At 50.2% G+C, this 25,582-nt stretch carries 26 protein-coding genes and 4 pseudogenes; 15 read left to right on the top strand and 15 right to left on the bottom strand.

The genetic code is table 11. The features are described from left to right. The 7 genes from HBM95_11535 to HBM95_11505 all read right to left on the bottom strand — a co-directional run bounded on the left by HBM95_11535 (nt 1) and on the right by HBM95_11505 (nt 5,676). Nucleotides 1–696, bottom strand: coding sequence for an antibiotic biosynthesis monooxygenase (locus HBM95_11535; protein ID NIH43561.1), 696 nt, complete (start codon nt 694–696; stop codon nt 1–3). 59 nt (nt 697–755) lie between these two features. Next, nucleotides 756–1,775 carry an aldo/keto reductase gene (locus tag HBM95_11530; GenBank protein NIH43560.1) on the bottom strand — a complete coding sequence of 340 codons (1,020 nt, stop codon included), beginning with the start codon at nt 1,773–1,775 and terminating at the stop codon, nt 756–758. Between the two features lie 2 nt (nt 1,776–1,777). After that, nucleotides 1,778–2,350: an NAD(P)H-dependent oxidoreductase gene (locus HBM95_11525; GenBank protein NIH43559.1), complete on the bottom strand. Its 573-nt coding sequence runs from the start codon at nt 2,348–2,350 to the stop codon at nt 1,778–1,780. Between the two features lie 150 nt (nt 2,351–2,500). Continuing rightward, nucleotides 2,501–3,535, bottom strand: a complete 1,035-nt coding sequence (locus HBM95_11520) for an amidohydrolase (GenBank protein ID NIH43558.1) — start codon at nt 3,533–3,535, stop codon at nt 2,501–2,503. Between the two features lie 102 nt (nt 3,536–3,637). After that, nucleotides 3,638–4,585, bottom strand: coding sequence for an aldo/keto reductase (locus tag HBM95_11515; protein ID NIH43557.1), 948 nt, complete (start codon nt 4,583–4,585; stop codon nt 3,638–3,640). An 84-nt stretch (nt 4,586–4,669) separates the two neighbouring features. Continuing rightward, on the bottom strand, nt 4,670–5,359 hold the full coding sequence (locus HBM95_11510) for a type 1 glutamine amidotransferase domain-containing protein (protein ID NIH43556.1): 690 nt from the start codon (nt 5,357–5,359) through the stop codon (nt 4,670–4,672). An 8-nt stretch (nt 5,360–5,367) separates the two neighbouring features. After that, nucleotides 5,368–5,676: a superoxide dismutase gene (locus HBM95_11505; GenBank protein ID NIH43555.1), complete on the bottom strand. Its 309-nt coding sequence runs from the start codon at nt 5,674–5,676 to the stop codon at nt 5,368–5,370. 139 nt (nt 5,677–5,815) lie between these two features. On the opposite strand from HBM95_11505, the gene HBM95_11500 reads away from it, so the two are divergent. Further along, the gene (locus tag HBM95_11500; GenBank protein NIH43554.1) at nt 5,816–6,715 is read left to right on the top strand and encodes a LysR family transcriptional regulator; all 900 of its coding nucleotides are present in this window, start codon (nt 5,816–5,818) and stop codon (nt 6,713–6,715) included. 36 nt (nt 6,716–6,751) lie between these two features. On the opposite strand, the gene HBM95_11495 is transcribed toward HBM95_11500, so the two are convergent. Next, a complete protein-coding gene (locus HBM95_11495) occupies nt 6,752–7,660 on the bottom strand; it encodes a LysR family transcriptional regulator (GenBank protein NIH43553.1) in 909 nt (302 codons plus the stop codon). 212 nt (nt 7,661–7,872) lie between these two features. On the opposite strand from HBM95_11495, the gene HBM95_11490 reads away from it, so the two are divergent. After that, entirely contained in the window at nt 7,873–8,859 is a 987-nt protein-coding gene (locus HBM95_11490; GenBank protein NIH43552.1) for an aldo/keto reductase, read from the top strand. A gap of 46 nt (nt 8,860–8,905) precedes the next feature. After that, nucleotides 8,906–9,379 (top strand): annotated as a pseudogene (locus HBM95_11485) (aldo/keto reductase). An 8-nt stretch (nt 9,380–9,387) separates the two neighbouring features. Here the strand turns inward: HBM95_11485 and HBM95_11480 are convergent. Together HBM95_11480 and HBM95_11475 are read right to left on the bottom strand one after the other, a co-directional pair. After that, nucleotides 9,388–10,317: pseudogene (locus HBM95_11480) on the bottom strand (aldo/keto reductase). 351 nt (nt 10,318–10,668) lie between these two features. Continuing rightward, a pseudogene (locus HBM95_11475) lies at nt 10,669–10,974 on the bottom strand (LysR family transcriptional regulator). On the opposite strand from HBM95_11475, the pseudogene HBM95_11470 reads away from it, so the two are divergent. The 3 genes and pseudogenes from HBM95_11470 (at nt 10,973) to HBM95_11460 (ending at nt 12,627) form a co-directional block, all read left to right on the top strand. Beyond that, nucleotides 10,973–11,680: pseudogene (locus tag HBM95_11470) on the top strand (NAD-dependent epimerase). The pseudogenes HBM95_11475 and HBM95_11470 sit on opposite strands and share 2 nt — an antisense overlap. A gap of 81 nt (nt 11,681–11,761) precedes the next feature. Beyond that, nucleotides 11,762–12,205, top strand: a complete 444-nt coding sequence (locus tag HBM95_11465; protein NIH43551.1) for a PACE efflux transporter — start codon at nt 11,762–11,764, stop codon at nt 12,203–12,205. Nucleotides 12,206–12,276: 71 nt separating this feature from the next. Further along, entirely contained in the window at nt 12,277–12,627 is a 351-nt protein-coding gene (locus tag HBM95_11460) for a hypothetical protein (protein NIH43550.1), read from the top strand. A 43-nt stretch (nt 12,628–12,670) separates the two neighbouring features. Here HBM95_11460 and HBM95_11455 read toward each other — a convergent pair whose 3' ends face one another. Further along, on the bottom strand, nt 12,671–13,102 hold the full coding sequence (locus HBM95_11455; GenBank protein ID NIH43549.1) for a DUF4354 family protein: 432 nt from the start codon (nt 13,100–13,102) through the stop codon (nt 12,671–12,673). A 378-nt stretch (nt 13,103–13,480) separates the two neighbouring features. Between HBM95_11455 and HBM95_11450 the strand changes: the two genes are divergently transcribed. The 3 genes from HBM95_11450 to HBM95_11440 all read left to right on the top strand — a co-directional run bounded on the left by HBM95_11450 (nt 13,481) and on the right by HBM95_11440 (nt 17,452). Continuing rightward, nucleotides 13,481–14,194, top strand: coding sequence for a fimbria/pilus periplasmic chaperone (locus tag HBM95_11450; protein NIH43548.1), 714 nt, complete (start codon nt 13,481–13,483; stop codon nt 14,192–14,194). 47 nt (nt 14,195–14,241) lie between these two features. Beyond that, nucleotides 14,242–16,827 carry a fimbrial biogenesis usher protein gene (locus HBM95_11445; protein NIH43547.1) on the top strand — a complete coding sequence of 862 codons (2,586 nt, stop codon included), beginning with the start codon at nt 14,242–14,244 and terminating at the stop codon, nt 16,825–16,827. Nucleotides 16,828–16,897: 70 nt separating this feature from the next. Further along, nucleotides 16,898–17,452, top strand: coding sequence for a type 1 fimbrial protein (locus HBM95_11440; protein NIH43546.1), 555 nt, complete (start codon nt 16,898–16,900; stop codon nt 17,450–17,452). 102 nt (nt 17,453–17,554) lie between these two features. Here HBM95_11440 and HBM95_11435 read toward each other — a convergent pair whose 3' ends face one another. Together HBM95_11435 and HBM95_11430 are read right to left on the bottom strand one after the other, a co-directional pair. Further along, entirely contained in the window at nt 17,555–18,442 is an 888-nt protein-coding gene (locus tag HBM95_11435; protein NIH43545.1) for a hypothetical protein, read from the bottom strand. Further along, the gene (locus HBM95_11430) at nt 18,435–19,058 is read right to left on the bottom strand and encodes a hypothetical protein (GenBank protein ID NIH43544.1); all 624 of its coding nucleotides are present in this window, start codon (nt 19,056–19,058) and stop codon (nt 18,435–18,437) included. The genes HBM95_11435 and HBM95_11430 overlap by 8 nt, the downstream gene beginning before the upstream one ends. A gap of 623 nt (nt 19,059–19,681) precedes the next feature. Between HBM95_11430 and HBM95_11425 the strand changes: the two genes are divergently transcribed. The 4 genes from HBM95_11425 (at nt 19,682) to HBM95_11410 (ending at nt 21,963) form a co-directional block, all read left to right on the top strand. Continuing rightward, nucleotides 19,682–20,467 (top strand): transcriptional regulator, encoded by a 786-nt coding sequence (locus tag HBM95_11425; protein NIH43543.1) that lies wholly within the window; start codon nt 19,682–19,684, stop codon nt 20,465–20,467. A 9-nt stretch (nt 20,468–20,476) separates the two neighbouring features. Next, the gene (locus tag HBM95_11420) at nt 20,477–20,956 is read left to right on the top strand and encodes a hypothetical protein (GenBank protein ID NIH43542.1); all 480 of its coding nucleotides are present in this window, start codon (nt 20,477–20,479) and stop codon (nt 20,954–20,956) included. Nucleotides 20,957–21,078: 122 nt separating this feature from the next. Further along, the gene (locus tag HBM95_11415; GenBank protein NIH43541.1) at nt 21,079–21,450 is read left to right on the top strand and encodes a VOC family protein; all 372 of its coding nucleotides are present in this window, start codon (nt 21,079–21,081) and stop codon (nt 21,448–21,450) included. A gap of 150 nt (nt 21,451–21,600) precedes the next feature. After that, entirely contained in the window at nt 21,601–21,963 is a 363-nt protein-coding gene (locus tag HBM95_11410; protein NIH43540.1) for a DUF4406 domain-containing protein, read from the top strand. Between the two features lie 32 nt (nt 21,964–21,995). On the opposite strand, the gene HBM95_11405 is transcribed toward HBM95_11410, so the two are convergent. Continuing rightward, the gene (locus tag HBM95_11405; GenBank protein ID NIH43539.1) at nt 21,996–22,757 is read right to left on the bottom strand and encodes a DeoR/GlpR transcriptional regulator; all 762 of its coding nucleotides are present in this window, start codon (nt 22,755–22,757) and stop codon (nt 21,996–21,998) included. An 86-nt stretch (nt 22,758–22,843) separates the two neighbouring features. Between HBM95_11405 and HBM95_11400 the strand changes: the two genes are divergently transcribed. Together HBM95_11400 and tam are read left to right on the top strand one after the other, a co-directional pair. Further along, nucleotides 22,844–23,428 carry an NUDIX domain-containing protein gene (locus HBM95_11400; protein ID NIH43538.1) on the top strand — a complete coding sequence of 195 codons (585 nt, stop codon included), beginning with the start codon at nt 22,844–22,846 and terminating at the stop codon, nt 23,426–23,428. An 81-nt stretch (nt 23,429–23,509) separates the two neighbouring features. Continuing rightward, a complete protein-coding gene (tam, locus tag HBM95_11395) occupies nt 23,510–24,268 on the top strand; it encodes a trans-aconitate 2-methyltransferase (GenBank protein ID NIH43537.1) in 759 nt (252 codons plus the stop codon). Nucleotides 24,269–24,274: 6 nt separating this feature from the next. On the opposite strand, the gene HBM95_11390 is transcribed toward tam, so the two are convergent. After that, nucleotides 24,275–25,465: a redoxin domain-containing protein gene (locus HBM95_11390; protein ID NIH43536.1), complete on the bottom strand. Its 1,191-nt coding sequence runs from the start codon at nt 25,463–25,465 to the stop codon at nt 24,275–24,277. Between the last annotated feature and the right edge of the window lie 117 nt (nt 25,466–25,582).

Below are 25,582 nucleotides of genomic sequence, written 5' to 3'. Positions count from 1 at the left end.
TCAACGGTGCGGATCCTGTTTGATTCCGCCTTTGTTATGAAGAAATACCGGTTTTACCGGGATAGCGTCCTTACTGGCGCTCATATGCGCCGTTTGCCTGAGATAGTCCCGGAAGTGTGGCGTTTGTCGGTGCAGTTGATACGCTTCCTCACTGGCGTAAACCTCATAGAAATACCAGCGGTTTGGCGTCTGTGAGTCTGTAGCGGCATACATGGCTAACACGCCTTTCTCAACGTTGAGCGACTCAGCCATTTCAGGCAGAACGATGTTTTTAAATTCGGTCTGAAATTCAGGCTTTACATCAACGATCACCAGATTATTAATGGTTCGCTCATTCGGTAGGATGTGTTTGTCCCCCAGAAATTGGGGCTCCAGAGTGATTTTATTTTTCCGATCGATAATGTCAGGTGCCCGGGCAGCGAATGCCTTGTACGGTTCAGCATTCAGATGTTTGCGGTAAGCACGCTCGTTTTCATAGAGTTCGACCATGAATGCCTGACGTGGATTGTCGCTTCGTTGCAGGGCGTACATCGCCAGCGTACCTGCTTCATGATCAACCGAAGCGGAAATCGTCTGCCTGGCCACGTCTTCAAACTCTTTGTCCCGATCGTGCTTGACGCCGAGCTCAAAGATATTCATCACGGGCTTATTCTGCGTGTCCGGTTTTGTTGCAAAGACAGGGCTGCTTATTAGCATACAAATTAAAAACATAAGGGGCTTTTTCACGTTGATCCTTTTACTAAAATTACTGTTTGCTACCGCGTCCAGACCTGCTTAACGTCTTTCGTTTGCGGCGTGTTTTGCGCCATGATCCCCGTCAGAACGTGCGGCTGGTAGGTTTCTTCCAGAAACCGGATTTCCTCCGGGCTCAGTTGAAGATTTACGGCGTTTACCGCGCCATCGACGTGATCTTTTTTTGTGGCCCCTACGACAGGTGACGTGACTTTTGTCAGCAGCCAGGCGAGTGAGATTTCCGTCATGGACACCTGATGCCGTTCGGCAAGTTCGGCGACACGCTCAATAATGAGCCGATCCTGTTCAGCCGTGCTGTCATATTTCCCGCGCGCATAATCATCCTCCGTGGCTCGCCGCGTGTGGCCTTCTTTCCGGGAGAGACGACCGCTGGCCACCGCGCTATAGGGGGTCATGGCGATATCATCTTCAGCGCACAGACCGAAGAGCTCTCGTTCATCTTCACGCATAATCAGGTTGTAGTGGCTTTGCACGGAAACAAAGGGCGTCAGCCCTTCGCGTTCGGCAAGGGCGTTCGCTTTCGCAAGCTGCCAGGCATAGCAATTGGAAATACCAATAGCGCGCACTTTGCCCGCAGTAACGGCGGCATGAAGCGCTTCAAGCACCTCAATAACGGGCGTGTTGTAATCCCAGATGTGGTAGATGTAGAGGTCGATGTAGTCCATCCCCAGATTTTGCAGGCTCTGGTCGAGCGATCGGGCTATTGCCTCTTTTCCGCCGATCCCCGCGGCGATTTGCGCGGCGGTTCGCGGCAGAAACTTGGTGGCCAGCACCACATCCTCGCGTTTTGCCATCTCCCGCAGCGCCCGGCCAACGTATCGCTCGCTGGAGCCGTTCTGATAGGCGATGGCGGTATCGTAAAAATTGATACCCTTTTCGAGACCGTAGCGGATGATGTCCCGGCTTGCTGTTTCGTCCAGCGTCCAGCGATGCTGGCCCGTTAACGGGTCGCCAAACCCCATACATCCCATACAGATGCGGGAGACCAGTAAGTCACTTTTACCGAGCCGGGTATACTGCATCGTTATTCTCCCTCTGGATTATTCACGACGGAATTAAGCAGATCGACAAGCCTTGAAGCATGTTCCCGGGCAAGCGTTTTATGCTGCGCGATTTTGTCGGCATCCCGGTCGGCATAGCTGATACCGCAGGTATAAACCGGCGCCAGCAGCTCAAGATTGCACAGTTTTGCCGTGGTCTCGAACGGAATAAGATACTCTTCAATGGCATGGCCAAAGAAACCGTCAGCGGTATAGAGCGCCTGTGGCGCCCCTGTAGTGAAGGAGAGGATCAGCTTTTTACCGCCCAGTTTCGCCGTTGAGCCATGCGCGAAGCCGTGGACAAAGACCTCGTCCAGCCATTGTTTCATTAACCCGGGCAGCCCATACCAGGAAAAAGGAAACTGCCAGACAATCACATCGGCCCTGAGCAGGCTTTCCTGCTCCGCAGCGATATTGAATTTGCCGTCCGGATAGAGCCAGTCCAGACGACGAATTTCAGCATCGGGAAGGGCGGTTGCCACTTCATCAAGGATAGTGGCGTTGGCGACGGAATGGTTCAGCTCAGGATGACCTGAAATAACAAGGATATTTTTCATTTCAATACGTTAAAGAGGCTGGTGGATTTTTAACCCAGTATAGAGTGACACCATTATTTTTTTTAGAGCAGTAAAGGCTCATTCACTTTTAGACAAAAACTAATAATGGTCGACGGATTTCATTGTGCCCGGTCATCATGAACCCGTGAACTACGCCGTGATGCCCAGTAAACGTTCTGCATTGCGAAACGCGATGGCCTCTTTTTCAGCCTTGTTGACGGGCAGACTGTCGATAAATGTTTTTACACCGTCCAGGGTCTGATAGGGGTAATCAACGGAGAACAGGATCCTGTCTGCCCCCATTAACGCGTAGATAAACTGGAAGTGCGGCAGTGTCAGCATACCTGACGGGGTAACGTAAACGTGCTCCTGGAAGGTTCTCGTTAGCGTGCGTGACAGACCCGTTGCAGCCAGCGGAAGGCTGTCATCAAGACGCTGCAGCCAGAAGGGCAGCATCTCCCCCCAGTGGCCACTGATTACCTGCAGGTGGGGATATTTATCAAATGCGCCCGATAACATCAGCCGTAACAAATGGATCCCGGCTTCGTGATGCCAGCCCCAGCCAAACATGGAGAGCCGGGCGTTGACCTCTGCATTGAAGCCCGTGAAGTAGGCCTGTTGCACGCTTTTAACCGGTAATCCGGGATGAAGATAGAGTGGCACATTCAGTTTATTAAAGCGGGAAAGCAGGGAGTCATAGTCAGGATGATCGAGAAAGCATGAAGAGGGTCGGCCATTCAGAAGAGCCCCCTTAAACCCCAGTTTTTCAACTGCGCGGACAAGCTCTTTTTCAGCCTCTTCCGGCTGTGCCCAGGGAAGTGTGGCAAATGCCGCGAAGCGATCCGGGTGATTTCTTACCGCCCCGGCAAGGCGGTCGTTTGCCGCCGTATTTAATGTTACCGCTTTATCACCGGGAGCCAGCTGGGGGAATCCGCCCACAGAGAGGATCTGCAGGGTAATTCCAGCGTCATCCATATCCCTGAGGCGGCGGCTTCCCAAATCAGCGCCTTTCGCGTTTATCAGCGCATTCTTTTCTATCTGCGGCCGGCTTCGGTCAGGATTATGACCATCAGCGACAGTTTTCCCCCAGTCGCCAAGGAAAGGTGCCTGCTCAAGCGCAACAGGCATACACGCTCGCCCTAACTCGCTGTCGAGATAATGTTCTTCGAGGCAAATGATTTTCATATTCTCACCCTTCATACAAAGCAGTAAAAGTGATGCAGATTAGGATCGCCCGGAACAGCCCGTTCGTGAGTGTCATTCATGGCAGTCTGTCCCGGACAGGGTTTACACCATCGGTTTTTCCCAGGCGCCTCGTGTATCCACTCTGGTCTCTGTGGCGAGTTGTTCCAGCAGGATGATTTCCTCATCGCGTAACTGGATGTCTGAAGCGCAGGCGGCGTCCAGAACGTGATGGACTTTAGTCGCACCAACGAGGGGAAGGGTACCTTTTGCAATAGCCCATGCGATGGCTATCTGTGCCACGCTGGCATTCCTTTCGGTTCCCATTTTTTTCATGGCGGCGGTTAATCTTTCTATCTGCGGCAGTACTGCGTTATAACTTTCGGCCCGGCCACTCCCGGCAGGCATGGGATGATTTGAATCATAACGACCACTGAGCGCGCCTTGCTCCAGGACCATGTAAGCAAAGAACGTGATGTTATTTTGTCGGCAGTAATCAAGGATCCCGGCCTCTTCAGAGGCGCGATAGAGCAGGCTGTAATGATTCTGTACTGCACTGAGGGAATAACCGGAAGCGTTAAGGATTTCGTTGGCGCGTCTGATTTGTGCCAGATTGTGGTTGGAAACCCCGACGCGTTTGACCTTACCGCTTTGTAAAAGTGGGATCAGTCCTGGCGTCCATTTCTCGACGTCGAGGGGATTGTGGATCCAGTAGATATCAATCGCGTCCACACCCAGGCGTCCGAGGCTGGCCTCAAGCATATCGCTGACAGGCTGCGCTGACTGTTCGTTCGCAATCTGCGGCGTGAATTTGGTGGATAAAATCATATCCTCGCGGGGGAACTGACGGACTAATGCTCCCAACGCTGCCTCGGAACTCCCCATGCCATATACTGCTGCGGTATCCCAGAGATTCAGACCCTTACTCATGGCCGTGGTGAACACGTCTGCCATCTGAGTATCAGAAAGATGATTGCCGAAGACGGTGTCGCCACCGGCGAAGCCTGTGCCCCAGGACCATGTGCCCAGCGCGACGGAAGGTAGTGTTTTCATATTCAGCTCCTGTAAAAAGGCCGGAACGTTGCTGACTTAAACCGGCCAAAGAGGGTGAGTAACGATGAAAGACAAATGAATGAATTAAGTTGGCTGGCGGAGGGCATTTAACAGCGCCACACCCACACCGTGCGCTGAAGCGGGATTCTGCCCCGTGATAAGGCGTCCGTCGGTAACCACGTTTTCAGACCAGTTCGGGGCCTCATGATGAAGCGCGCCATGCTCGCGGAGTGCAGTCTCAAGCAGGAAGGGAACCACATCTGTGGTGTGAACTTCTTCCTCTTCCTTGTTGGTAAAGGCCGCCACGTTTTTGCCTTTCACCAGGTATTCGCCGCTGCTGAGCTTTGCGTCAACCAGTGCCGCAGGTCCGTGGCAGACGGCTGAGACAATCCCATCACTTTCATACACTTCGCGGATAATACGCTGGGCATCCTGGCTGTCGCGGAAATCCCACATGGTTCCATGCCCGCCCGCAAAGAAAACGGCGCTGTAATCGGTACCGTTCAGCTCGGATAACGAAGGCGTTGTGGCCAGGCGCTGCTGAAAATCGGTTTCGTTCCAGAACCAGGCGTTGACAGAGTCACTGAGGTCAAATCCATCCACCGGCGGCTGTCCCCCGCGAATGCTGGCTATCGTCGTTTTTAGTCCGGCATCTTCCAGTACTTTCAGCGGATGCGTCAGCTCAGCCAGGAAAAAACCGGTTGGTACACCGGATGCGCCTTTAATCGGATGGCTGGAAACGACACACAGCACGGGTTTATCTGCAGGTTTCATATCGGGCCTCACTCTTTATTTTTAAATTCAGCGGCAAAGAGATTTTCCCAGTTAATAAAGGAGCCAAGCGGAATGCACTCAAAGCTTAATAAGCCTGCTTTTGCCAGCGGGAATTCGGCCATTACGTTCATCGCTTCATCGACAGAGTCACATTCAAGAAAAATAGCGACGCCAGGTCTGTCCTGACGGAAGTAAATGTCGCGGATGAAGCCGGATTTATACAATCCCCAGGCGTGCAGCGCTTCAGCGTTAAGGTGTGGAGCATATTTTTCCAGCGATGCTCCAGGTGCGGGGATATCCAGACATAAAATTCGCATCATAGTCTCCTGAACTCAGGTTGTTGTAGAAAGAGATAAAAGTATAAGAGGCGAATTTCACGAAGATTAGAGGGGCATTGACTTAAGCATCTTTAGGCTGTACTTAATAATTAAGCAGTGATTGCTTAAGGAACACATTATGAATAACGCCCTGTATAACCAGATACGCATCTTTCAGAGCATTGCACGTGAGGGCAATATTTCGGCAGCCGCAAGAAAACTGGAAATTACGCCTCCCTCCGTCAGCAATGCGCTTAAACTGCTGGAAGAGCATATTGGGCATCCGCTTTTTGTGCGTACGACCCGCCGTATTGAGCTGACGGAAACCGGGCAGCTGTTGCTGGAACAGACCGCCGCGGCGGTGGAGTCGCTGGAAAATTCGCTTGAAAGCATTCGCGACCAGAATCAGGAGCCCTCTGGTGTGGTGAGAATTACGCTCTCGCGTTTTGCCTATCTGTTAATTCTCAAGCCTGCAATGGCGGAATTCTGTCAGCAATACCCGGGTATACAGTTGGAAATATCGGTTTACGACGGTACCGTGAATATCATCGAAGAGCGTTTTGACCTTGGGATCCGTTTTGGCGATATTCTCGAAGGTGGGGTGGTGGCGCGGCCGTTAATGAAACCCTTTCGTGAAGGGTTATATGCATCCTCAGCTTATATTCGCGAGTATGGAATGCCCGAGGTGCCGGCTGACCTCAGTCAACACAAGCTGATTGGCTACCGTTTTATTACTAACAACCGCATCCTTCCGTTGATCCTGAACGACCACGGAGAGCAGTTGACGGTTGAGATGCCCGGGCAGTTAATCAGTAACGATATCGACGTTATGGCTGACGGGATCCGTAACGGACTGGGAATTGGACGCCTGTTTGAACCCATCTGGCAGTTACAGCCCGACAGAGAGCACTTTATCCCCGTGATGGAGAGTTACTGGAAAACCTACCCGCCAGTCTATCTCTATTACCCCAAAAACGCGGGTAAAACGAAAAGAGTGAAGGCCCTGATTGATTTTCTGATATCCGCTACGGGGCGATAAAGACGATAACGCATCGTCCCGTATGGAAGCGCTATTTCACAACCCCAGCGGCCTGGCCTCCTGTATGAACTCAATCAGAAGGCGAAGCCCGGTCGGCAGTTGCCGGCGGCTTGAATAATAGATATAAAAACCTTCCTCCAGCGGGGACCATTCCGTAAGCACCAGGCGGAGCCGTCCATCCTTCACATAGGGTGCAACAAGAGGCTCCGGAAAATACATCAGGCCGGCTCCACCTAATACGGCCACAAGGCCCGTTTCAGCCTGGTTGACCGTCACTGAGCCAGGCACAGTGATTTGGTACGTTTCGCCGTTTCGTTCAAGTTCCCAGCGATAAATCCGATCGTCGCCGAGACGATTGCTTATACAGCGATGGTGTAATAAATCATCCGGATGTTCAGGCGTTCCGTAGCGTTCAAGGTAGTCGGGGGATGCTGCGATAACCCAGCGAATATCGGCAGATAAACGCCGGGCAACCATGTCTTCCGGAACGGTGCCACCATAGCGGATACCGGCATCGAAGCCCGCATCAGTGACGTCAACCATACGGTTGCTGGCCACAATATCGATTTCAATATCGGGATAGCGATCCATAAAAGCGGGCATAACCGGTGCAAGCAAAAGATTGGCTGCTTCAACGGCAGCATTGATGCGGATACGCCCGGTAGGCGTATTACGATACCGGTTAAGCGATTCAAGCGCGCCTTCTATCTTGTCGAAAGGCTGAAGGACAGACTGAACCAGTTCTTCACCTGCAGCCGTAGGGGTAACGCTCTTGGTCGTGCGATTAAGCAGGCGAACCCCGAGCCTTGTTTCCAGTCCCTTCAGGGCATGACTAAGCGCTGATGCACTGACACCTAATTCAATCGCCGCACGGCTGAAACTGCGATGACGTGCAATAGCCATGAAATAAATGAGATCGGCGACATCAGCTCTGCTTATTTGCATACAGAATCGTTTTCCTTGTGCGTTAAGGCCCGAATGCGTTGATACGGAAATGATATACACCATAGACCGACCAGGGCTAATCCGTTGCTGAATTTATTTCACAAGTCCATCCACTCATCGCCTCTCACTGAACACGTTGTGCTTCGTTATTCTTGAAAATTATGCGCTCTGGCCGTCGGTCAGGGCGGAATATTCACCTAACGGAGCCGTGTATGAACTATACGCATCTTGGCCGCACCGGCCTGAAAGTCAGCCGCCTTTGTCTCGGAACCATGAATTTTGGTGACGTCACCGACGAGAAAACCAGCGCCCGCATTCTGGATGAAGCGCTTGAGGCGGGTATCAATTTCATTGATACAGCAGACGTGTATGGCACCGAGCAATCACCCGATATCCAGCAAGGTTCGGGGCTGTCCGAAGAGATTATTGGTCGCTGGCTCCAGCAGGGTGGCCGCCGTGACCGTATCGTTCTGGCGACGAAAGCCTATCAGCCTATGGGACCAGGTCCGAACGATCGCCGTCTTTCTGCTTACCATATTCGCAAGGCCTGCGAGGACAGTTTGCGACGGCTTAAGACCGACCATATTGACGTCTATCAGATGCATCACATCGATCGTTATACACCATGGGAAGAGGTCTGGCAGGCCATGGAGCTCCTTGTTCAGCAGGGAAAAGTGCTTTATATCGGTAGCAGCAATTTCGCAGGCTGGGACATTGCGACTGCGCAGTCAGTTGCCACGGCCCGTCATTCCCTGGGCCTGGTTGCTGAGCAAAGTCTCTACAATCTGACTGCCCGAACTGTTGAGCTGGAGGTCATTCCCGCATGCCGTCATTTTGGCCTGGGACTGATTCCCTGGAGTCCACTTGCCGGAGGGTTGCTTGGCGGCGTACTGAAAAAGATGGCCAGCGGGCGCCGTGCGAGGCCCGCGTTTGCCCGTCTAATCGAACAGTATCGTCCGCAGCTGGAAGCCTACGAAGGATTATGTGAGGACCTCGGCGAAACCCCTTCCGATGTGGCGCTTGCGTGGCTCCTGCAGAATCCTGTCGTTACTGCTCCACTTATCGGGCCTCGTACGGCGGAACAACTCCGGGAGGCGCTTCACGCAACAACAATCACGCTATCAGACGACACCATGAGCTGTCTCGACGAAATCTGGCCCGGCCCCGGGGGAGAAGCGCCCCAGGCTTATGCCTGGTAATGCCCAAATTAATGAATCCTTTCTTCGCTATAGGGAGTTCCAGTTTATGAGTAAGATGATGCATGACCAGCATTCTGCTTCCGTACCCGCTTCCCGGGATCGTCGCAATTTTCTGATCGCCGGCGCCGGTCTGGCGTTGGCCGCTATCACCCTTGGCAGGAGCGGAGCCGTGATGGCTAAACCGGCTGGTCAGGACACGTCGAGCGCCCCTTCGGATGCTGTTCCCGTCCAGAAGGAGACCTTAACCACGCGTAAACTCGGCTCGCTGGAGGTTTCCAGCATGGGACTCGGGTGTCTGCCTATGGTGGGGTATTACGGCGGTGGTCCGCGCGATCGTAAAGCCATGGTTTCGCTCATCCGGGCCGCCTTCGAACAAGGCATCACGTTCTTTGATACTGCCGAGGTGTATGGCCCCCATCTCAGTGAAGAATTTGTCGGGGAAGCACTGGCCCCCGTTCGCGATCGTGTGGTGATTGCCACTAAGTTCGGTTTCGGCGTGGAGGAGGGGAAGCCAACCTCACGTTCCATGATTTCGGCATCGCTAAGTGAAAAGTCCAGCGCGCTGATAGCCGTAGAAAGATGTTCTGGTTTCGTCGCGCCTACGATCGGTGCTGTGATGACCGTTTTTGATAGCAACCAGGCAATTGCAACATGGGCTCTTGGCACATCGTGCTTTTCGGCAATTCTGGCAACGACATCAATAACGGGCTTATCCAGAAGGGCTGCGTTCTCATACATTTTTAACGCAAAGGCATCGTTTTGCGTTCGTCGGGACGTGACACTCCAGTCGCGCGTGAGCCTGCCGCGTGCCATCGGACTCCAGGGGATCACACCAACGCCCTGGTCTTCACACAGGGGCAACATCTCGCGCTCTTCTTCCCGGTAAAGCAGGTTGTATTGCGGTTGCATCGTAATAAATCGGGTCCAGCCGTTACGCTCTGCAGTATGCTGCATTTTTGCAAAGCGCCAGGCTTCCATAGATGATGCGCCGATGTAACGTACTTTTCCTGATTTAACGAGGTCATGCAGAGCCTCCATGGTCTCTTCAACAGGCGTGGAGTGGTCAAAGCGGTGAATCTGAAAGAGATCCACATAATCCATACCTAAGCGCATCAGGCTATCGTCAATAGACTGAAAAATGGCCTTGCGGGAAAGAAACCCGGTATTGGGTGAGTTGCGCCACGGAAAGAAGGTCTTTGTCGCCACAACGATCTCATCGCGTCTGGCCATTTCTCTCAGCGCTTTTCCAGTGATCTCTTCAGAACTTCCGCCCGAGTAGATATTCGCGGTATCAAAAAAATTAATGCCCGCTTCAAGCGCCTGACGAATGAGCGGACGTGACGCCTTTTCATCCAGGGACCAGGGTTGAGGCAAACGTTCAGGTTCACCATAGCTCATACAACCGAGACAAAGACGGGAGACTTGCAAACCGCTACGACCCAGATTCACATACTTCATTCTGTGTTCCTTCTTTTATTGCCAGCAATTCTGTATGTGACAGGGTATTGCACAGACATGAAGGGAAACAGCATGCGCCATCGAATGGTGTTTTGAGTTTTTTTCACAAATCGTCGTAATCGACAGTGAAAGACGAGAAGCGTGAGGGAGGTCAGAATTAGTAACAGATTGATGTATCGGCTCGTGATTAACTACCAGATGGCATTTAACATAATATACATTATACGCACCAATATGAAATAAGGAGAAATCTGGCGTTTTGTGGACATCCTTGGCCTGGATGATAATGGCCTCTGAGTGTGTCTTCTCAAGTGCTGTTATCGTCACGCTGATCATCTCACAGTGCATGGCTTACCGTTTTGCCCTGTTGATATAGGCCTGTAAACCCTCAGCAAGAAAATCAAACACCGTTTTACAGGCCTGGCTATGGCGTAGATCCTCATGCATCACCAGCCAGGTGTCGAGATGAAACGCAAAGAAATCAGGCATTATCCTCTGTAACGGCGGAGAAAAATCGGCGAGCTGAACCTGACACATACCGATACCTGCCCCGGCGCGTATGAGGTTTAATTGCGCAACATCACTGTCGGTTCGCACGGTAAACAGTTCGCGGTTTATCTGTGGGAACTGTTTAAGTGTTTGTAAAATAAAGGGCGTCATTTTGCCCATGCTGCATAACACCATCAGCGCAGCGGAGCGAAACGGTGCATTAATCGTTCTGCCGGGGACGGTTTATAACTTCGGCCCTGATGCTTTTCCTCTCTTACGCGAGGATTCCCTTCAGGATCCGGTTACCCGAAAAGGAGTCATACGTATGCAAATGGAGCAAGAGCTCGCAGCCTATGCACAGCGTGGCGGAAAGGTGCTGATTTTGCGGGCTGGCGACTTTTTTGGTCCCCATGCTGGCAACAGCTGGTTTTCACAGGGATTAGTCAAACCGGGGCATCCGCCGAAGGTAATTAAAAACCCCGGAAAAATCGGCGCAGGTCATCAGTGGGCTTATCTGCCGGATGTCGCCGAAACGCTCGCAGCGCTGCTGGCGCGTCGGGATGAGCTCGAACCGTTTGCCAGTTTCCATATGCGCGGGCATTGGGATCCTGATGGGACAGCGATGACCGCAGCCATAAAGCACGTCGCGGAGCGTGCCGGAATTACGGCGAAGGTAAAGTCATTTCCCTGGTGGCTTATCTCTGCGATGAGTACCTTTAACGCTACGCTGCATGAAATGCGGGAGATGCGCTATCTTTGGAAGCAGACAATAGAGATGGATAATTCAAAACTGATTACCTTTTTAGGCCATGAACCGCATACCCCTCTTATTGAGGCCGTGCATTCCACATTAGCGGGTATGGGCTGCATTTAACATAATCCTAACCTGTACGTTTAGAAAGAGTTGAACGATGTCTGATATACTTCAGCTTTTGAAAAACGCAGCCCTAAGCAAATGGAAATTGAATTAAATAAAAGTATTAAAGAGAGAATCTTCCATGCTGTCATTTTTGAAGTGATAGCTAACGTTATCATCGCGCTTTCGCTTGCCTGGCTAATGAACGTGTCGATACTCCAGTCAGGCTCCCTGTCCGTGATATCTGCACTTACCGCAACGGCCTGGAATTTTGTATTTAATAAACTCTTTGACTCCCTGCAAAAAAAACATCAGTTTCAACGAACATTTCTCGTTCGTACTATACATGCGGTGGGTTTTGAAACAGGACTGATCGTCACCCTAATCCCCGTCGCGATGGTTATGCTGAATTTAACCATGACTGAGGCATTTTTCGTTGAGATTAGTCTGGTACTGTTTTTTCTGCCATACACAATGCTGTTTAACTGGCTATACGACTATCTGCGGTGGATATTTGTTGGACGGAAACGGGTTGCTATGTAGCGGTTGTGCGTTATAGCGCGCGGGGGTGAACTGGCGTTCTTGATTGACAATCAGCAGTGAGGCGCCGCTATATGAATAAACTTCTTATACTCTTCCCCGCTCTGTGTCTAAGCGGTTGCGTGGATCTGGGTAAAGTTGGAACGCATCCGGAAGTGGCATCCTTCTATATCAATCATCCTAAAAGCCAGGTCGCAGATTGCCTTATGTACGCATCCTCCAGAGAACATTTATCGCTGGAATTTGATGATACCCTTCCTGATGGTAGCGAAAGATATAATCTCCAGGATAGCGATTATACCGATGTTGCCTGGGTCGAAGTCAGTAAATTCAGCGAAAAACAGACTTCCATTGAATTTTACTATGCACCTCGCGATCCTGAGTTACATAAATCCATCCTGTCAATGATGGAACAGTGTAAATAAAAGTGTGAGTATACACCTGCATCAACTGCAGGTGTTGATTTTATCATTCAGAGATACAGTCTTTTCCAATCCCGAATCGCACGAATGGCATATTCAGCACATCAGGGTTTGAGCTGGCGAAATAAACCATACCTGTTCTGTTGTCTAACGGCTTGTATTTTTTCAACATTTCGAGCTCAATGCCTGTGCTCATGAAAGATTTTCCGCTTTTATCAAAGAGGAAGAAGCACATTTTATTGTTTTTTCCCGGCTCAATACTTTTATTAGAAAAGTTATCAAGTGAGACTTTATAGCTCACCATGTACTTGGCTTCACCGGTAGTACTGTCCCATTGGCTCCCCTGAGCCACTTTTTCGGAAAAAATTTTAATCCCTGTAAAAAAGTTATCATTGGGAGTTTTATCCGCTGCCTGTACAGTCCCTGCTGCGGACAGAATTAACGCAATGCACATACCTTTCTTAATCAAATGATCCATCTTCTTTCCCTCATTGTTTAGTGAATTGCGTCAAGTATATAAGGAATCAAATGGCATTACGATTTTACCTTTTAAACGGACCATAAACAGACTTTCTATTGAGTGTTTATAACGAACGCAATATTTGTTGCGGATCTGTTTATCAATGACTACGCGAAGATATTTAACTCATTGTTTTTAAAGGTTAAACAAAACAAATTGTTTTCATAAGGATATCATATAATGCTCCGATGATATGTTAAAAAATATATTTTTTGATCGCTGAGGAAATATTGCTCATGCCATTCAACCTTCATTATACTTCCCGCCACATGCAGTTGTTTTTTTTACGTTCGTACTTTTACTGATGTCCTGGTATTGACAGACAGGAGAATAATGATGTCTTCCGGTTCTAAGTGTGCCATAAAAAAATCACTGGCAATTATTTTTACTGGTATCTTTGCCTGCCTGACCCAACCGGTTCTGGCAGAGGGGGGGATTTCCATTATGGGGACACGCATTGTTTACCCGCAGAGCTCTGAGCAGGTAAATCTGGCGATAATTAACTCTTCTGCTACTGACTCCTTTCTTGTGCAATCCTGGGTTGAGGATGCGTCAGGACATAAAACCTCAGACTTTATTGTGACGCCACCGCTTTATCTTAGTGGCCCTAAAAATGAAAACACATTACGTATTATTCATACAGGCGGAGCTCTCTCAAAAGACCGTGAAACGCTTTATTACTTTACTGCCAGAGCCATTCCTTCGGTCGATGACACTAACAAAGCCAATAACGACGTCTTGCATTTCGCCCTTGCCAACAGAATAAAACTGTTTGTGCGCCCTTCCGGGCTGAAACCCTCCCCGGACATGGCTCCTTCGCTGCTGGAGTTTCATCAACAGGGTTCGGAGCTGGTTATCCGTAATACCTCTCCTTATTACCTGACGCTGACGGCGGTGACGACTGGCAGGAAAGCGCTAAAAGACCTCATGGTTTCGCCTCTTGGAACGGCGACAGAGTCTCTGCCGGCTGACCACGGAAGCACAGTTTCTTACCGTACCGTTAACGATTACGGCACCATCACGCCAGCAAATGAGACAGCAATTAAATAGCTTCAGTTGATTCTGACGTGATGCCTTTAGTTTACCGGGTGAATGGTATGTCTTTCAGATGCAGTCGGTTTTTCATTCTCCTTGGAGGAGGAATCTTCGGTAACGCCTTTGCCGGATTGCATTTTGATCCGGCCATGCTGTCTGACGATCCGCATGCGGTTGCAGATCTTTCACGTTTTGAGACGGGGCACGCGCAAGTAGCTGGGAGCTACCCGGTAGATATTTATCTGAACGGCATTTTTTTCCGTTCACAACCTCTGCAATTTGACACGGTACCTAATGAGGCCCACCGGGAAGATATTCACGACAGTACCGACCTGATGGCTTGCCTCAATCGGCGCGACCTTGCCCGCATGGGAGTAAACGTTTCCGCTTTTCCCCAACTGGCATCATTGCCTGAAGATCGGTGTGTATCACCCGGGCAATTCATCCCGCAAGCCTATACGGCCTTCGACTTTCAGAAAATGCGTCTGGATATCAGTATTCCGCAGGCGGCGATGAACAGCCAGCCGCAAGACTGGATACCTCCGGAACAGTGGGATGAAGGTATTAACGCGGCATTGTTGAGCTACCAGTTTAGCGGCAGTGATAGTCGGGGCAGCTATGGCGACAGTCGCAGCAGCTACCTTAATCTGACCAGCGGCCTGAACGTCGGGCCCTGGAGACTACACGACGTCAGTACATGGAGTGATAACAGCAACCGATACAGCAATGTGCATCGCTGGCAGCATCTTAGCACCTATATACAGCGAACTATTATTCCTTTGCAAAGCGAACTGACGCTTGGTGATAGCAATACCAATGGAGACGTGTTTGATACTAATTCATTCCGGGGCATCAAACTTGTAACGGATGAGGGAATGCTTCCTGACAACATGCGAGGCTATGCCCCTGTTATTCGAGGAACAGCAAACAGTAACGCCCAGGTCAGCATCCGGCAGAACGGCAGCGAAGTCTACAGGACCTTTGTGGCTCCGGGAGCTTTCGTCATCCGCGATCTCTTCCCGCTCTCGTCAGGTGGCGATCTTGATATCACTGTGACTGAGGCGGATGGAACGAAACGCAGCTTCACCGTGCCCTATTCTTCCCTTCCCATTCTGCAGCGTGAGGGGCATGTTCGCTTTGGCCTGGTTGCGGGACGCTACCGCAGCAGCAGCGACCGCTATGCTGCACCAGCCTTTGCGCAGGGAACGTTACTCTGGGGGTTGGCTCATAACATCACGGCCTATGGAGGCATTCAGTATGCTGACAATTACGACGCTGTAGCCGTCGGAACGGGCCTCAGCATGGGGCAATGGGGTGCGGTGTCAGCCGATGTGAGTCAGTCCGACAGTACCCTTGCGGATGGTTCACGCCATCAGGGCCAGTCCTTGCGCTTCATGTATGGCAGCTCGCTGGCATCAACGGGGACATCATTTCAGCTGGCAGGTTACCGTTACTCCAGCCAAGGCTTTTACACCCTGGCGGATGTCGCGCTCAAGGACATTTCCGGCTGGCTGCAGAACGATAATGAGAACGATGCTGATGGCAGGCCGGTTAAGCACAACTGGGCAAGCCACTATAACCTCTACAACAGCAGGCGTGAGCGTATCCAGCTCAGTCTCTCCCAGAAGCTTGTTGCGTTCGGCTCGCTGTTCGTTACGGCCAGCCATCAGACGTACTGGCAGAACAACGCCAGTTCTGACACGGTGCAAGCAGGCTTCAGCAGCACGATTGGCCCTGTTAGCTACAGCCTCTCATGGGGGGATAGCCATATCAGTGGCCAACTGGAGGCCGACAAGACGCTCTGGCTCTCAACGTCAATGCCATTACTGGCCCTGCTTTCACATGACGCTGTCACTGACCGCGACCATCAATTGATGGTCAACTACAGCGCCAGCCAGAACACGGACGGGAATATCAGCCACCAGGTAGGGCTGAGCGGGACCGCCCTCGATGATGACAACCTCGACTGGAGCGTGACGCAGGGTTATGGCCGCGCAGAAAGCACAAGCGGTGACGCCAGCTTGAGTTATCAGGGCGGAACCGGGAACGCCTCCCTCGGATATGGGTATAGCCAGGACTACCGGCAGCTCCGCTATGGCATGTCCGGTGGGGCTATCGTGCACAGCCACGGTCTGACCCTGAGCCAGCCTTTGGGTGAAACCAGCATTCTGGTTGCTGCGCCGGGTGCAGCAGGCATACCCGTGGAAAGCAACATCGGTATCCGCACCGACGGGCGTGGTTACACGGTTGTACCGTATGCCGGACCATACAGAGAAAACAGGGTCGCCCTGGATATCAGCAAACTTGATGATCATACGGATATTGAGAATGCCGTAACCCGTGTTGTTCCAACACGCGGCGCGGTGGTCATCGCCAGTTTTATCACGCATACGGGGATCCATGGGCTGTTTACGCTAACGCACAATGGCGCGCCTTTGCCTTTCGGGACGACAGTTAGTGCAGAAAGTGGCAATACCAGCGGGCTTGTCGGAGACAACGGTCAGGTGTGGTTAACGGGCCTCCCGCTCCACGGGAAGTTAAACGCTAAATGGGGCGATGCTCCAGATGAGCGGTGCACGGTGTATTACCACCTGACGGAAAAGGTTCTTACGGCTCGGCTTGTTCAGGTGCAGGAGATGTGCCGTTGACCTCAGATGCCGAATTTTATCAGTGGGGATCCACAATCACTCATAGACCACAAAAAAGAAGGAAATAAGTATGATGCATAATGTAAGAAAAACTGTCTCAGCCTGTGCCATCGCGGTCGCGCTGTTTGCAACATATTCTGATGCGTATGCCGATGCTCCCGCCTCAACAAATGTTAGATTTACAGCGACAGTGACGGAATCGACTTGCGTTCCAGACTGGAATACAGCCAGCGGAATCAATATCAACTTTGACAAAGTTCGTTCGGAAAATCTGAACGAAGGTGGAATTGCCAAGCGTCCATTCACACTTAGGCTTACAGGCTGTCAAAACGTGGCCGGTGTTCAAGTCTCAGCTACAGGCACTGCGGACACACTCAACCATCAGGCCTTTGCAAATACTGAGTCTGGGGACAACGCCGCTAAAAATGTGGCGTTTATGTTGCTGGCGGGACCGGACCAATCCCCTCTCATACCGAACTGGCCGAACTCGGGAAAGATGGAGTATAAAATTGGTGGTGATGGTACATCTATTGAAATGCCTTTTATGGCTGAACTTGTATCAACTGGGCCCGTTAAACCGGGAACCGCATCAGGAATAGCCACCTTGAATATGACATACGAATAAGAAGGGAAAGCGAATGCCGGCCTTACCGTCATCCTGGTAAGGCCGGTTTTTTATGGAAAGAATAGCAGGCTATTGTATTTTATACTTATCCCACCTGGGTTCTCATTCAACGTCGAGCGTAATCGTTGCAGAAGTACTGTATTGCCCAGCATGTGCCCGCTCCTTGAGGGCCGAGCTTATTATGGGGGTAATGGTTTTAACGGAATCGACTTCACCCACTTCATATTTCATTTCCCCATCTGCTTTCCAGCGCTGCCCTGTCTCATTGTACAGCGCTTCCATCATCACGTTACTGTCATCATACAGGCTATCACCATTGCTCCCCTGCCCTCCTTTTAGCGTCAAGTAGACATTAGGGGGTGAATCAAAATTATTACAGGTCACCGTAACTGGGAGTTCAGCAAACGAACGTTTATTATTCGTTGACACCGGCGGTAGACGTAAGGAACCTAACGTAGAAATACTACAGGCAGACTTTTCTGTATCGAAAGAGAGAATAAGTCTGGTTACCGGCTTTTTGTTAAACGAATTAGACCAGCTTTGTGATCCCAATAAATCACATTCGTATTGTTGTTTTGGGGTCATTGGCTGAGCTGATTTATTAACTGTAAACCATAGCCTTGTGGAATGTATAAGCGCTGATTCATCAGGGATTTGCAGGCTATCAGCTATTTCTTTGAGATCCTTAATACCTTGCGCTCTAATATTTAAACCTGTAGTACCATTTAACGGAGTGCAACTATCGGTCCACACCACCTGCACACTCACTGGGGGATTTTTATCCCCAATGATAAAGTCCGCCAGAGGTAAAGCCACCTCATCCGGAAATGCATAATCGGTCTGGCCTAACATAGCTGAGTATTGTTTATGACTTATATGTAAAGTTATACTCGGTGAGTCAGTTCCTCCTGTAGCAAGAGCTGGTAATGAAACAGCCAGGCAAAAGATGAGAATTACAGGCTTAGCGACTTTAAAGACAAATTTATACAACTTGCAGGACATTATAGTAGAGAACATAAGCGGACATTTTTTCCAGATGAAATGAAAGATAGCATGAATTATTTAGGCCGATGATCTCAGACAGCTTACTTCGTTGAGCATAGCTATAGCTTGTCTGTTTCTTCAGAAATATTGAGATTTCATCGACTGTCATTCCCGTCAAAAAGCAGGCCAGAAATCGCTCTTCTATCCTTGAAAGGACTTTCTTTTTCCCCAGCGCAAGCATGTTCTCGGCCGAACATCTTTCTATAGCATTTCGAAACGACATAATATCGCACAGATCGCAAGAGCGTATAGCTAAGGCGTCATCCCGTAAATATCGCTCTTTAGGACCACAGGGTAACCAAACAAACCTTCCTAGTGGGTAACGCTCAAACAGTGCCGTGAAATTACCCCATGCTCGAATAAATAATATTTTACTATCAATGAGAACAAAAGGAGTGGAACAATCAATGTTGATAGCTTTGTAATCAGTTAATGGCACATGAATACATGTGTAATCCGGTAAGCTTGATGCTACCCCAAAATAAAGATAATAATTATCCGTAAGAACAATACATGCATTAGTTGTGTGTTCACTGGTGAAAAGCTTTGGAGTTTCAGACATAGTTATGATAACTCATGAGATTAAAGTTTTAAGTAATGTTAACAGATGTCACAAACTCTATTTTGGTTCGCAGTTCAAAAAGTGAGTGAAAATAGTTGAGGTGAACCTCATCCCTGTAATCACGAGCGTGCTTATTAATACATTCGTTAAGATTTGCAAGTATATACCTCAAGGCTGGCAAGTCCAACGTTTCACCCTCTACCATTAGTGAAAGAAAACGCAGTATTTTTGCGCACTCTATAAATCCATAAAACTGAAGGGTTTTTGTTAAATTCTTTTTAGTTAATTCGTTAAGGACTTTCGAATATGATTTTGTCTTGTCTGCACTTCTCACATCTTCTTCTCATATTTAGGTAGTTAAACACACAGCTTTATATACCTGAAAGGCTTTGTCGCCCTCTTTACTATTAATATTCTTAAAATGACAATCCAGAAGCAACTCATAAAATTCTGAATGCTTTTTTAATTTTTAATTCCTTATTTTTCACGGGCTTATGTGGTAATGGGCGTGCTGTGAAGGTTTCGTGAAACCTTTTCAAGTGTATTGAATTGTACATTTTAAAATTGCATGATATTCTTTTATTGAGTAATTAGTGGCTTACTACTGCGGCATATAAACGGATATGGCAAAATTTATTCTTGAAGACAAAGTCATCTATGATTCGTCTACGCATTCATTGTGCATAAATGACCGGCGAGAGACGCAGGTCACCCTGGCCATTCCAGCCAGTCTTTGCTTGCTCGCTTTGTTGCAGAATAAAGATGAAACGGTATCACTCAATGAGCTTCACGCCTTTGCATGGCAATCCCGTGGCATTAACGTTTCTACCAATGCAATTTATCAGAACCTGTCTATTCTCAGGAAAAGCCTCGTCAAAGCAGGTTTATCAGGAGATATCATTAAAACCATTCCTAAGCGTGGATTCGTTATTTTATCCACCAGTTTTTTACATGCTGAAAATGAAAGCAATCCAGAAACTCCTCCAGCACCTGGTCAGCACATCACGCCTGCCATTGATGTACCTCACATGACTGGTGCGGAGGTAAATTCTAAAAAAAAGAAGAAATATGTATTAATTCTCATGCTTCTCACCGTAGTGCTATCTCTACTCTCTTTTGAGGCTGGGAAACGTCTGCAAAAGGATGGCGAAAAGTTTATTCGCCCCACCTTCTCCGCACTTCATCTGAATGGTGATTGCCATATATACAGAAACCAATCATTACGTGACGACTCGTATTTTTATGAGTTTCTCAATAGGAATAACATCACGTGCGGAGAACAAAAGTGGTGGTTCATTTTTAATTATCCGCCAGCGTCAAAAACATTAATATTACGATGCTCAACTGACTTTCTTTTAAAAGAAAGTAAAAAAGACGATGTGTTATGCAGTTCTGATTATTATTTTTAAGGTGTGGTTATGAGCGTGACTCCATTAAAATATATAATTGCTGTCGTGTTGATTGTTTCTTCAGGTATCGCTGGCTACCTGGGCAATGACAATAATATCTCAAGTGATGGCTTCTATTGTACGGCTAATGTGAACCTACATAACCATAACAAATTGTTAAGCGCGGTTTTAAACTACCATATGGAAGATGGACAGGGTTTTTTGACGCTTAGCGGTGAGTATTATGAGAGCGAGATGAAGATCTCCGAGGTGAGTTTGTCAAAACAATTCCGTTACAGGGAAAAAGAAGGGGAATATTTACTCAGTCAAATTAGCGATGGTGTTTTAGACGTCACGCCTGGAGATAAATCAATTCTTGAGAATTTTATTCCTGATTTTTATCTCTCCAATACTGTACCGGCTCATCATATCAGAATAAAAAACCTTAAAAATGGTGCCTGGATATTCACAACTGCGCCGGTTCCCTATTTTGTATGCACTGATTATTGAAGCGATAAGCGCTTGTGGTTACCATGTAACATTGATTTCTGTCACACTGATAGGCTCTTTTTCGTCTTCGGTTTGATTTCACTTCTATACTCCTTATCTTTCGCACCCCTTAAGGAGCTATTATGTTCGATCATGTGAAATTTGGCGTCAGTGATTATGAAAAAAGTAAAACCTTCTTTCTCCATGCGCTTAAGCCGCTTGGCGTAGAACTCATCGATGAAGGGACGCCAGACTACGGTGTCGAAATGAGTTCAGGCGACGTTTCGCTTTGTCTTTTTCAGACAAATGATAAACCTGCTCCTCTGCATCTGGCGTTTGTGGCCAACACGCGCCAGCAGGTCGATGCGTTTTACCATGCCGCCCTGCGCGCCGGCGGACGTGATAACGGCGGGCCGGGGTTGAGGTCATACGGTGAAAATTACTATGCCGCGTTTGTCATCTCGCCTGATGGCCATAATATCGAGGCGGTGTGCCATGTGCCGGAAAGTCTGTAGCTCAGCCCTTCTGTCAGAAGCGATTAAATGATCTGTTATGCATCTTTTTTGCACGATAATGCACGAAAGTGTTTCATGACGATGCAACAATCCCGTATGGTATTGGTAGTAAACGTGCAATTTCATGCAATCACATTGACAGAGGTATCTATGACACAACAGCTGATTTTAATTGCCGGCCCCTATCGCAGCGGAACCGAAGGCGTTCAGTCCCGCATTGATGAAAATCTTGCCCGTCTTGAACGTGCTGCATTAGCCGTTTACCAGCTCGGCCACGTTCCGGTGATTGGTGAATGGCTGGCGCTTCCACTGGCGAAGGCCGCGGGCTCAAAGTCTGTAGCCGATGAGTTCGCAGAATCGATGCTATATCCCATTGCGCACCGGCTCATCGCAAAGTGCGATGCGATTTATCGTATTGCCGGCGCGTCTCAGGGCGCGGATATGGACATAGAGGTTGCCCGTAAACACGGCCTCACGATTTATACCGCACTTGAAAGCATTCCTCAGGCTTAACGGTGCCCGCGCCAGCCAGTTTTCTGGCTGGCTCACGCGGTAGCCAGCACGATCGATACCCCTTTTTCCGATACCGCATTCACCCAGCCACGATCGGTATCGCCTTCGACGACAATCGTATTTGCCAGGGACACATCGCCTATTACAAATGATGACGCCGTGTTTATTTTTTCCGGCGACGCAAGGACAACCGTCTCCGCGGCTCTGCCGGAAAATGCACGTTTGATGCACGCCTCTTCGAAATCACCGGTCGTCAGCCCTGCTTCCGGATGGATGCCGGTCACGCCCATAAAGAACAGATCCGCATGAATGTTCTCAATGCCTTCAATAGCCGCCGCGCCGATGGCCACAATCGAATGCTTATACAAACGGCCTCCGATCAGAATCACTTCGATGTAAGGATGATTAACAAGCCCCAGAGCAATGCTCGGACTGTGCGTCACCACGGTAATACGCAGGTCATGCGGTAAGAAGGCGATCAGCTCTGAGGTGGTCGTTCCTCCGTCAACGATCACCACCTGGCCCGAAGAGATCAGCTGCGCTCCCTTCTGCGCCACCTTTCTTTTGGCATCCATTTTGACGGACTGTCGTTCCGCGAAAGGCACAATAGCGGAAGACGACGGCAGCGCGCCGCCGTGAACCCGTTGTAAACGCCCTTCTGCCGCCAGCTCGCGTAAATCGCGTCGGATGGTGTCTTCAGAGACGTCGAAGAGAACGCTTAGCGCTTTTGACTGAACCTGACCTTCGGTGCCGAGCTTTTCGAGGATCAACTGCTTTCGCTGACTGGTGAGCATCATGGATTCCTGATGTTGCATGTTTAATCTTGAAACTGCACGTTAATGCTGTTATTGATAGTTACTCTACGTAAGGAGGATGAAACGTGCAATCAAAACGTGCAGATGTGCGCATCATTGACAGTGAAACGCTGTCCGATAACTGGTACTTACTTAAAAAATATACGTTTGACCTGCAAAGACGCGATGGCGAATGGCAGCGGCAAACGCGTGAAGTTTATGACCGGGGAAATGGCGCCACGATCCTGCTCTACAACCGTGACCAAAAAACGGTGATTCTGACCCGCCAGTTCCGCTTCCCGGTCTTTATTAATGGCCATGAGGACGATCTGATTGAGGCGGCGGCCGGCCTGCTCGATAACATGGATCCGGAAAGCCGCATTAAAGCAGAGGCGGAAGAAGAGACCGGGTTTAACGTGTCGAGCGTGCAGAAAATCTTTGAAGCCTATATGAGCCCTGGCTCCGTCACGGAGAAACTCTACTTCTATCTTGCCGAGTATCAGCCGAAGGACAAAACCAGCGCAGGCGGCGGTATCAAAGCGGAGGGAGAAGATATCGACGTACTGGAAATGCCCTTTGAAGAGGCATTGCGGGCAATTGATGCGGGCAAGATCGTCGACGGAAAAACCATCATGCTGCTCTATCATATTGCGCTAAAAGGCATTCTGTAACCTGCCGCTCTCGACGCCTGCCCCGGTGCAGGTGTCGGCCTGTGCTATCCTTGCTGAAACACGCAAAACGGAGATCTGAAGATGGCTGACTGGAACCCTTCGCTTTACCTGCAATATGGCGCCGAACGAACGCGCCCCGCCGCTGAGCTGCTTGCCAGAATTCCCCTCGATGACGTCGCCACCATCGCCGATCTGGGCTGCGGGCCGGGCAATAGCACGGCGCTGCTGCACCATCGCTGGCCGAAAGCTCAGATCGTCGGCGTCGATAACTCACCAGCCATGCTGGAAGAGGCGCGCAGTGCACTGCCCGGCTGCCAGTTCGTTGAGGCCGATATCCGCCAGTACAAGCCTGGCCAGCCGCTGAGTCTGATTTATGCCAATGCTTCGCTGCAATGGGTTCCTGACCATTACGATCTTCTGCCTCATCTTGTCTCTCTGCTCGCGCTAAATGGCGTACTGGCGATCCAGATGCCTGACAACTGGCTCGAGCCCACTCACGTAGCGATGCGCGAAGTGGCGCTGGAGCAGGACTATCCTGACCGCGGTCGCGAGCCTCTGCCAGGCGTACATGCCTATTACGATATCTTGTCGGAGGCCGGCTGCGATGTGGATATCTGGCGGACAACCTATTTCCATAAAATGAGCTCGCACCAGGCCATTATTGACTGGGTCAGCGCCACCGGTTTGCGGCCGTGGCTCCAGGATCTGAACGAGAGCGAGCAGAAACGTTTCCTGAAACGCTATCACGAACTGCTGGAAGAGCAGTATCCACTCCAGGAAAACGGGCAGATACTGCTGGCTTTCCCGCGGCTGTTTATTGTGGCTCAGCGTCAGCCCTGAACGGGGCTATGAACGGGCCTCTTTGAGCAGCTGCTGAATAACTTTTTCCTGCTGCTCATAATCACCTTCACCAAAGGCGGTATAGCGCAGCTGGCCTTTTGCGTCGAAATAGTAGTGCGCGGGCCAGTACTGGTTGCCGAAAGCGTTCCAGATTTGATAGTTGTTGTCCGTTACAACCCGGTACGGTAGTTGCCATTTATTTACCGCGTTTTTCACCGAGGCGATCGGTTTCTCCCAGGGATATTCAGGCGTGTGTACTCCTATGACGACCAGGCCCTGAGACTGGTATTTTGTTGCCCAGTCGCGCACGTGCGGAAGCGTATGCTGGCAGTTAATGCAGTCCCAGGTCCAGAAATCGATCAGAACCACTTTCCCGCGCAAGGATTCAGACGTGACAGGGTCACCGTTCACCCACCCTGTCCCACCGCTTAATGAAGGCAGCTGGCTGCTGGGCTCGGTCATCACTACCGGCTGAAGCTTCGGCGACTGCGTGGCGGGTTTCGCCAGATTCAGCAGCGTGGTTTCAAGGCGATCCGCGACGCCGTTCGCGCCCTGCAGAACCGACGTCATCCCCGTTGCGTTAAAGACGACGGCCGCTAACATTACCACGCCTGCCCCCTGACGTAGCTTTTCCATCAGCGACGATTTGGCTTTCAGCGGCGCCATCAGCGTGCGGCCTCCGAGAACGAGTAAACCCAGCATCAGCGCGCAGCCGCTACCATAGGCGGCCAGCAAAGCGCCTGTGGCAATGGCCGAATGTCCGGCAATATTGATGCTGAAAATGGCGCCCAGGATCGGTCCCGCGCAGGGAGACCAGAGCAGCCCGACCGCAAGCCCGGCCAGAAATGCCGATGCCATACCGCGCGTTTGCCCGCTTCGCGCGTTGAGGACATTTCCCGCGCTGACAGCCGGCCCGGCAATACGCTGGGCAAAAGCAGGAAAAATTAAGGCCAGCGCGGCCGCGGCCAGAACGATAAGCGCAATCCAGCGCCCGATGATAGTTGCGTCTGTTATCCACTCGCTGGCAACGGTGACCACCATCGCCACCAGGGTGAACATGACGATCATCCCCGCGAGCAGCGCCAGAATGTGCCGCCGCTGCCCCTGAAAACCGGCGAACAGGAGTGGAATAACCGGGAGCGTACATGGACTGAGCAGGCTTATCATCCCGCCCAGAAAAGCAATTATCAGAAACATAAACACCTCACAATACAAGTCCTGCGACGCTGCAGTGAGGTTATTTCATCGTGCGGATGTGTTCAGGATATGTGTAAAAGCGTGGTTTTTGTCTGGCTCTGTATCGCCCTTTCCGGC

Origin of the sequence: Enterobacter asburiae (genome assembly GCA_011754535.1) — a bacterium.
Lineage (GTDB): Bacteria > Pseudomonadota > Gammaproteobacteria > Enterobacterales > Enterobacteriaceae > Enterobacter > Enterobacter cloacae_N.
Note: the sequence above shows the minus strand (reverse complement) of the source record. Positions and strands in the feature narration are given on the sequence as shown.

Excerpts from the sequence above, each read along its gene's own strand:
- HBM95_11535 (NIH43561.1), bottom strand. The coding sequence starts at position 696 with ATGCTAATAAGCAGCCCTGTCTTTGCAACAAAACCGGACACGCAGAAT.
- HBM95_11530 (NIH43560.1), bottom strand. The coding sequence starts at position 1,775 with ATGCAGTATACCCGGCTCGGTAAAAGTGACTTACTGGTCTCCCGCATC.
- HBM95_11525 (NIH43559.1), bottom strand. The coding sequence starts at position 2,350 with ATGAAAAATATCCTTGTTATTTCAGGTCATCCTGAGCTGAACCATTCC.
- HBM95_11520 (NIH43558.1), bottom strand. The coding sequence starts at position 3,535 with ATGAAAATCATTTGCCTCGAAGAACATTATCTCGACAGCGAGTTAGGG.
- HBM95_11515 (NIH43557.1), bottom strand. The coding sequence starts at position 4,585 with ATGAAAACACTACCTTCCGTCGCGCTGGGCACATGGTCCTGGGGCACA.
- HBM95_11510 (NIH43556.1), bottom strand. The coding sequence starts at position 5,359 with ATGAAACCTGCAGATAAACCCGTGCTGTGTGTCGTTTCCAGCCATCCG.
- HBM95_11505 (NIH43555.1), bottom strand. The coding sequence starts at position 5,676 with ATGCGAATTTTATGTCTGGATATCCCCGCACCTGGAGCATCGCTGGAA.
- HBM95_11500 (NIH43554.1), top strand. The coding sequence starts at position 5,816 with ATGAATAACGCCCTGTATAACCAGATACGCATCTTTCAGAGCATTGCA.
- HBM95_11495 (NIH43553.1), bottom strand. The coding sequence starts at position 7,660 with ATGCAAATAAGCAGAGCTGATGTCGCCGATCTCATTTATTTCATGGCT.
- HBM95_11490 (NIH43552.1), top strand. The coding sequence starts at position 7,873 with ATGAACTATACGCATCTTGGCCGCACCGGCCTGAAAGTCAGCCGCCTT.
- HBM95_11465 (NIH43551.1), top strand. The coding sequence starts at position 11,762 with ATGGAAATTGAATTAAATAAAAGTATTAAAGAGAGAATCTTCCATGCT.
- HBM95_11460 (NIH43550.1), top strand. The coding sequence starts at position 12,277 with ATGAATAAACTTCTTATACTCTTCCCCGCTCTGTGTCTAAGCGGTTGC.
- HBM95_11455 (NIH43549.1), bottom strand. The coding sequence starts at position 13,102 with ATGGATCATTTGATTAAGAAAGGTATGTGCATTGCGTTAATTCTGTCC.
- HBM95_11450 (NIH43548.1), top strand. The coding sequence starts at position 13,481 with ATGTCTTCCGGTTCTAAGTGTGCCATAAAAAAATCACTGGCAATTATT.
- HBM95_11445 (NIH43547.1), top strand. The coding sequence starts at position 14,242 with ATGTCTTTCAGATGCAGTCGGTTTTTCATTCTCCTTGGAGGAGGAATC.
- HBM95_11440 (NIH43546.1), top strand. The coding sequence starts at position 16,898 with ATGATGCATAATGTAAGAAAAACTGTCTCAGCCTGTGCCATCGCGGTC.
- HBM95_11430 (NIH43544.1), bottom strand. The coding sequence starts at position 19,058 with ATGTCTGAAACTCCAAAGCTTTTCACCAGTGAACACACAACTAATGCA.
- HBM95_11425 (NIH43543.1), top strand. The coding sequence starts at position 19,682 with ATGGCAAAATTTATTCTTGAAGACAAAGTCATCTATGATTCGTCTACG.
- HBM95_11420 (NIH43542.1), top strand. The coding sequence starts at position 20,477 with ATGAGCGTGACTCCATTAAAATATATAATTGCTGTCGTGTTGATTGTT.
- HBM95_11415 (NIH43541.1), top strand. The coding sequence starts at position 21,079 with ATGTTCGATCATGTGAAATTTGGCGTCAGTGATTATGAAAAAAGTAAA.
- HBM95_11410 (NIH43540.1), top strand. The coding sequence starts at position 21,601 with ATGACACAACAGCTGATTTTAATTGCCGGCCCCTATCGCAGCGGAACC.
- HBM95_11405 (NIH43539.1), bottom strand. The coding sequence starts at position 22,757 with ATGCTCACCAGTCAGCGAAAGCAGTTGATCCTCGAAAAGCTCGGCACC.
- tam (NIH43537.1), top strand. The coding sequence starts at position 23,510 with ATGGCTGACTGGAACCCTTCGCTTTACCTGCAATATGGCGCCGAACGA.
- HBM95_11390 (NIH43536.1), bottom strand. The coding sequence starts at position 25,465 with ATGTTTCTGATAATTGCTTTTCTGGGCGGGATGATAAGCCTGCTCAGT.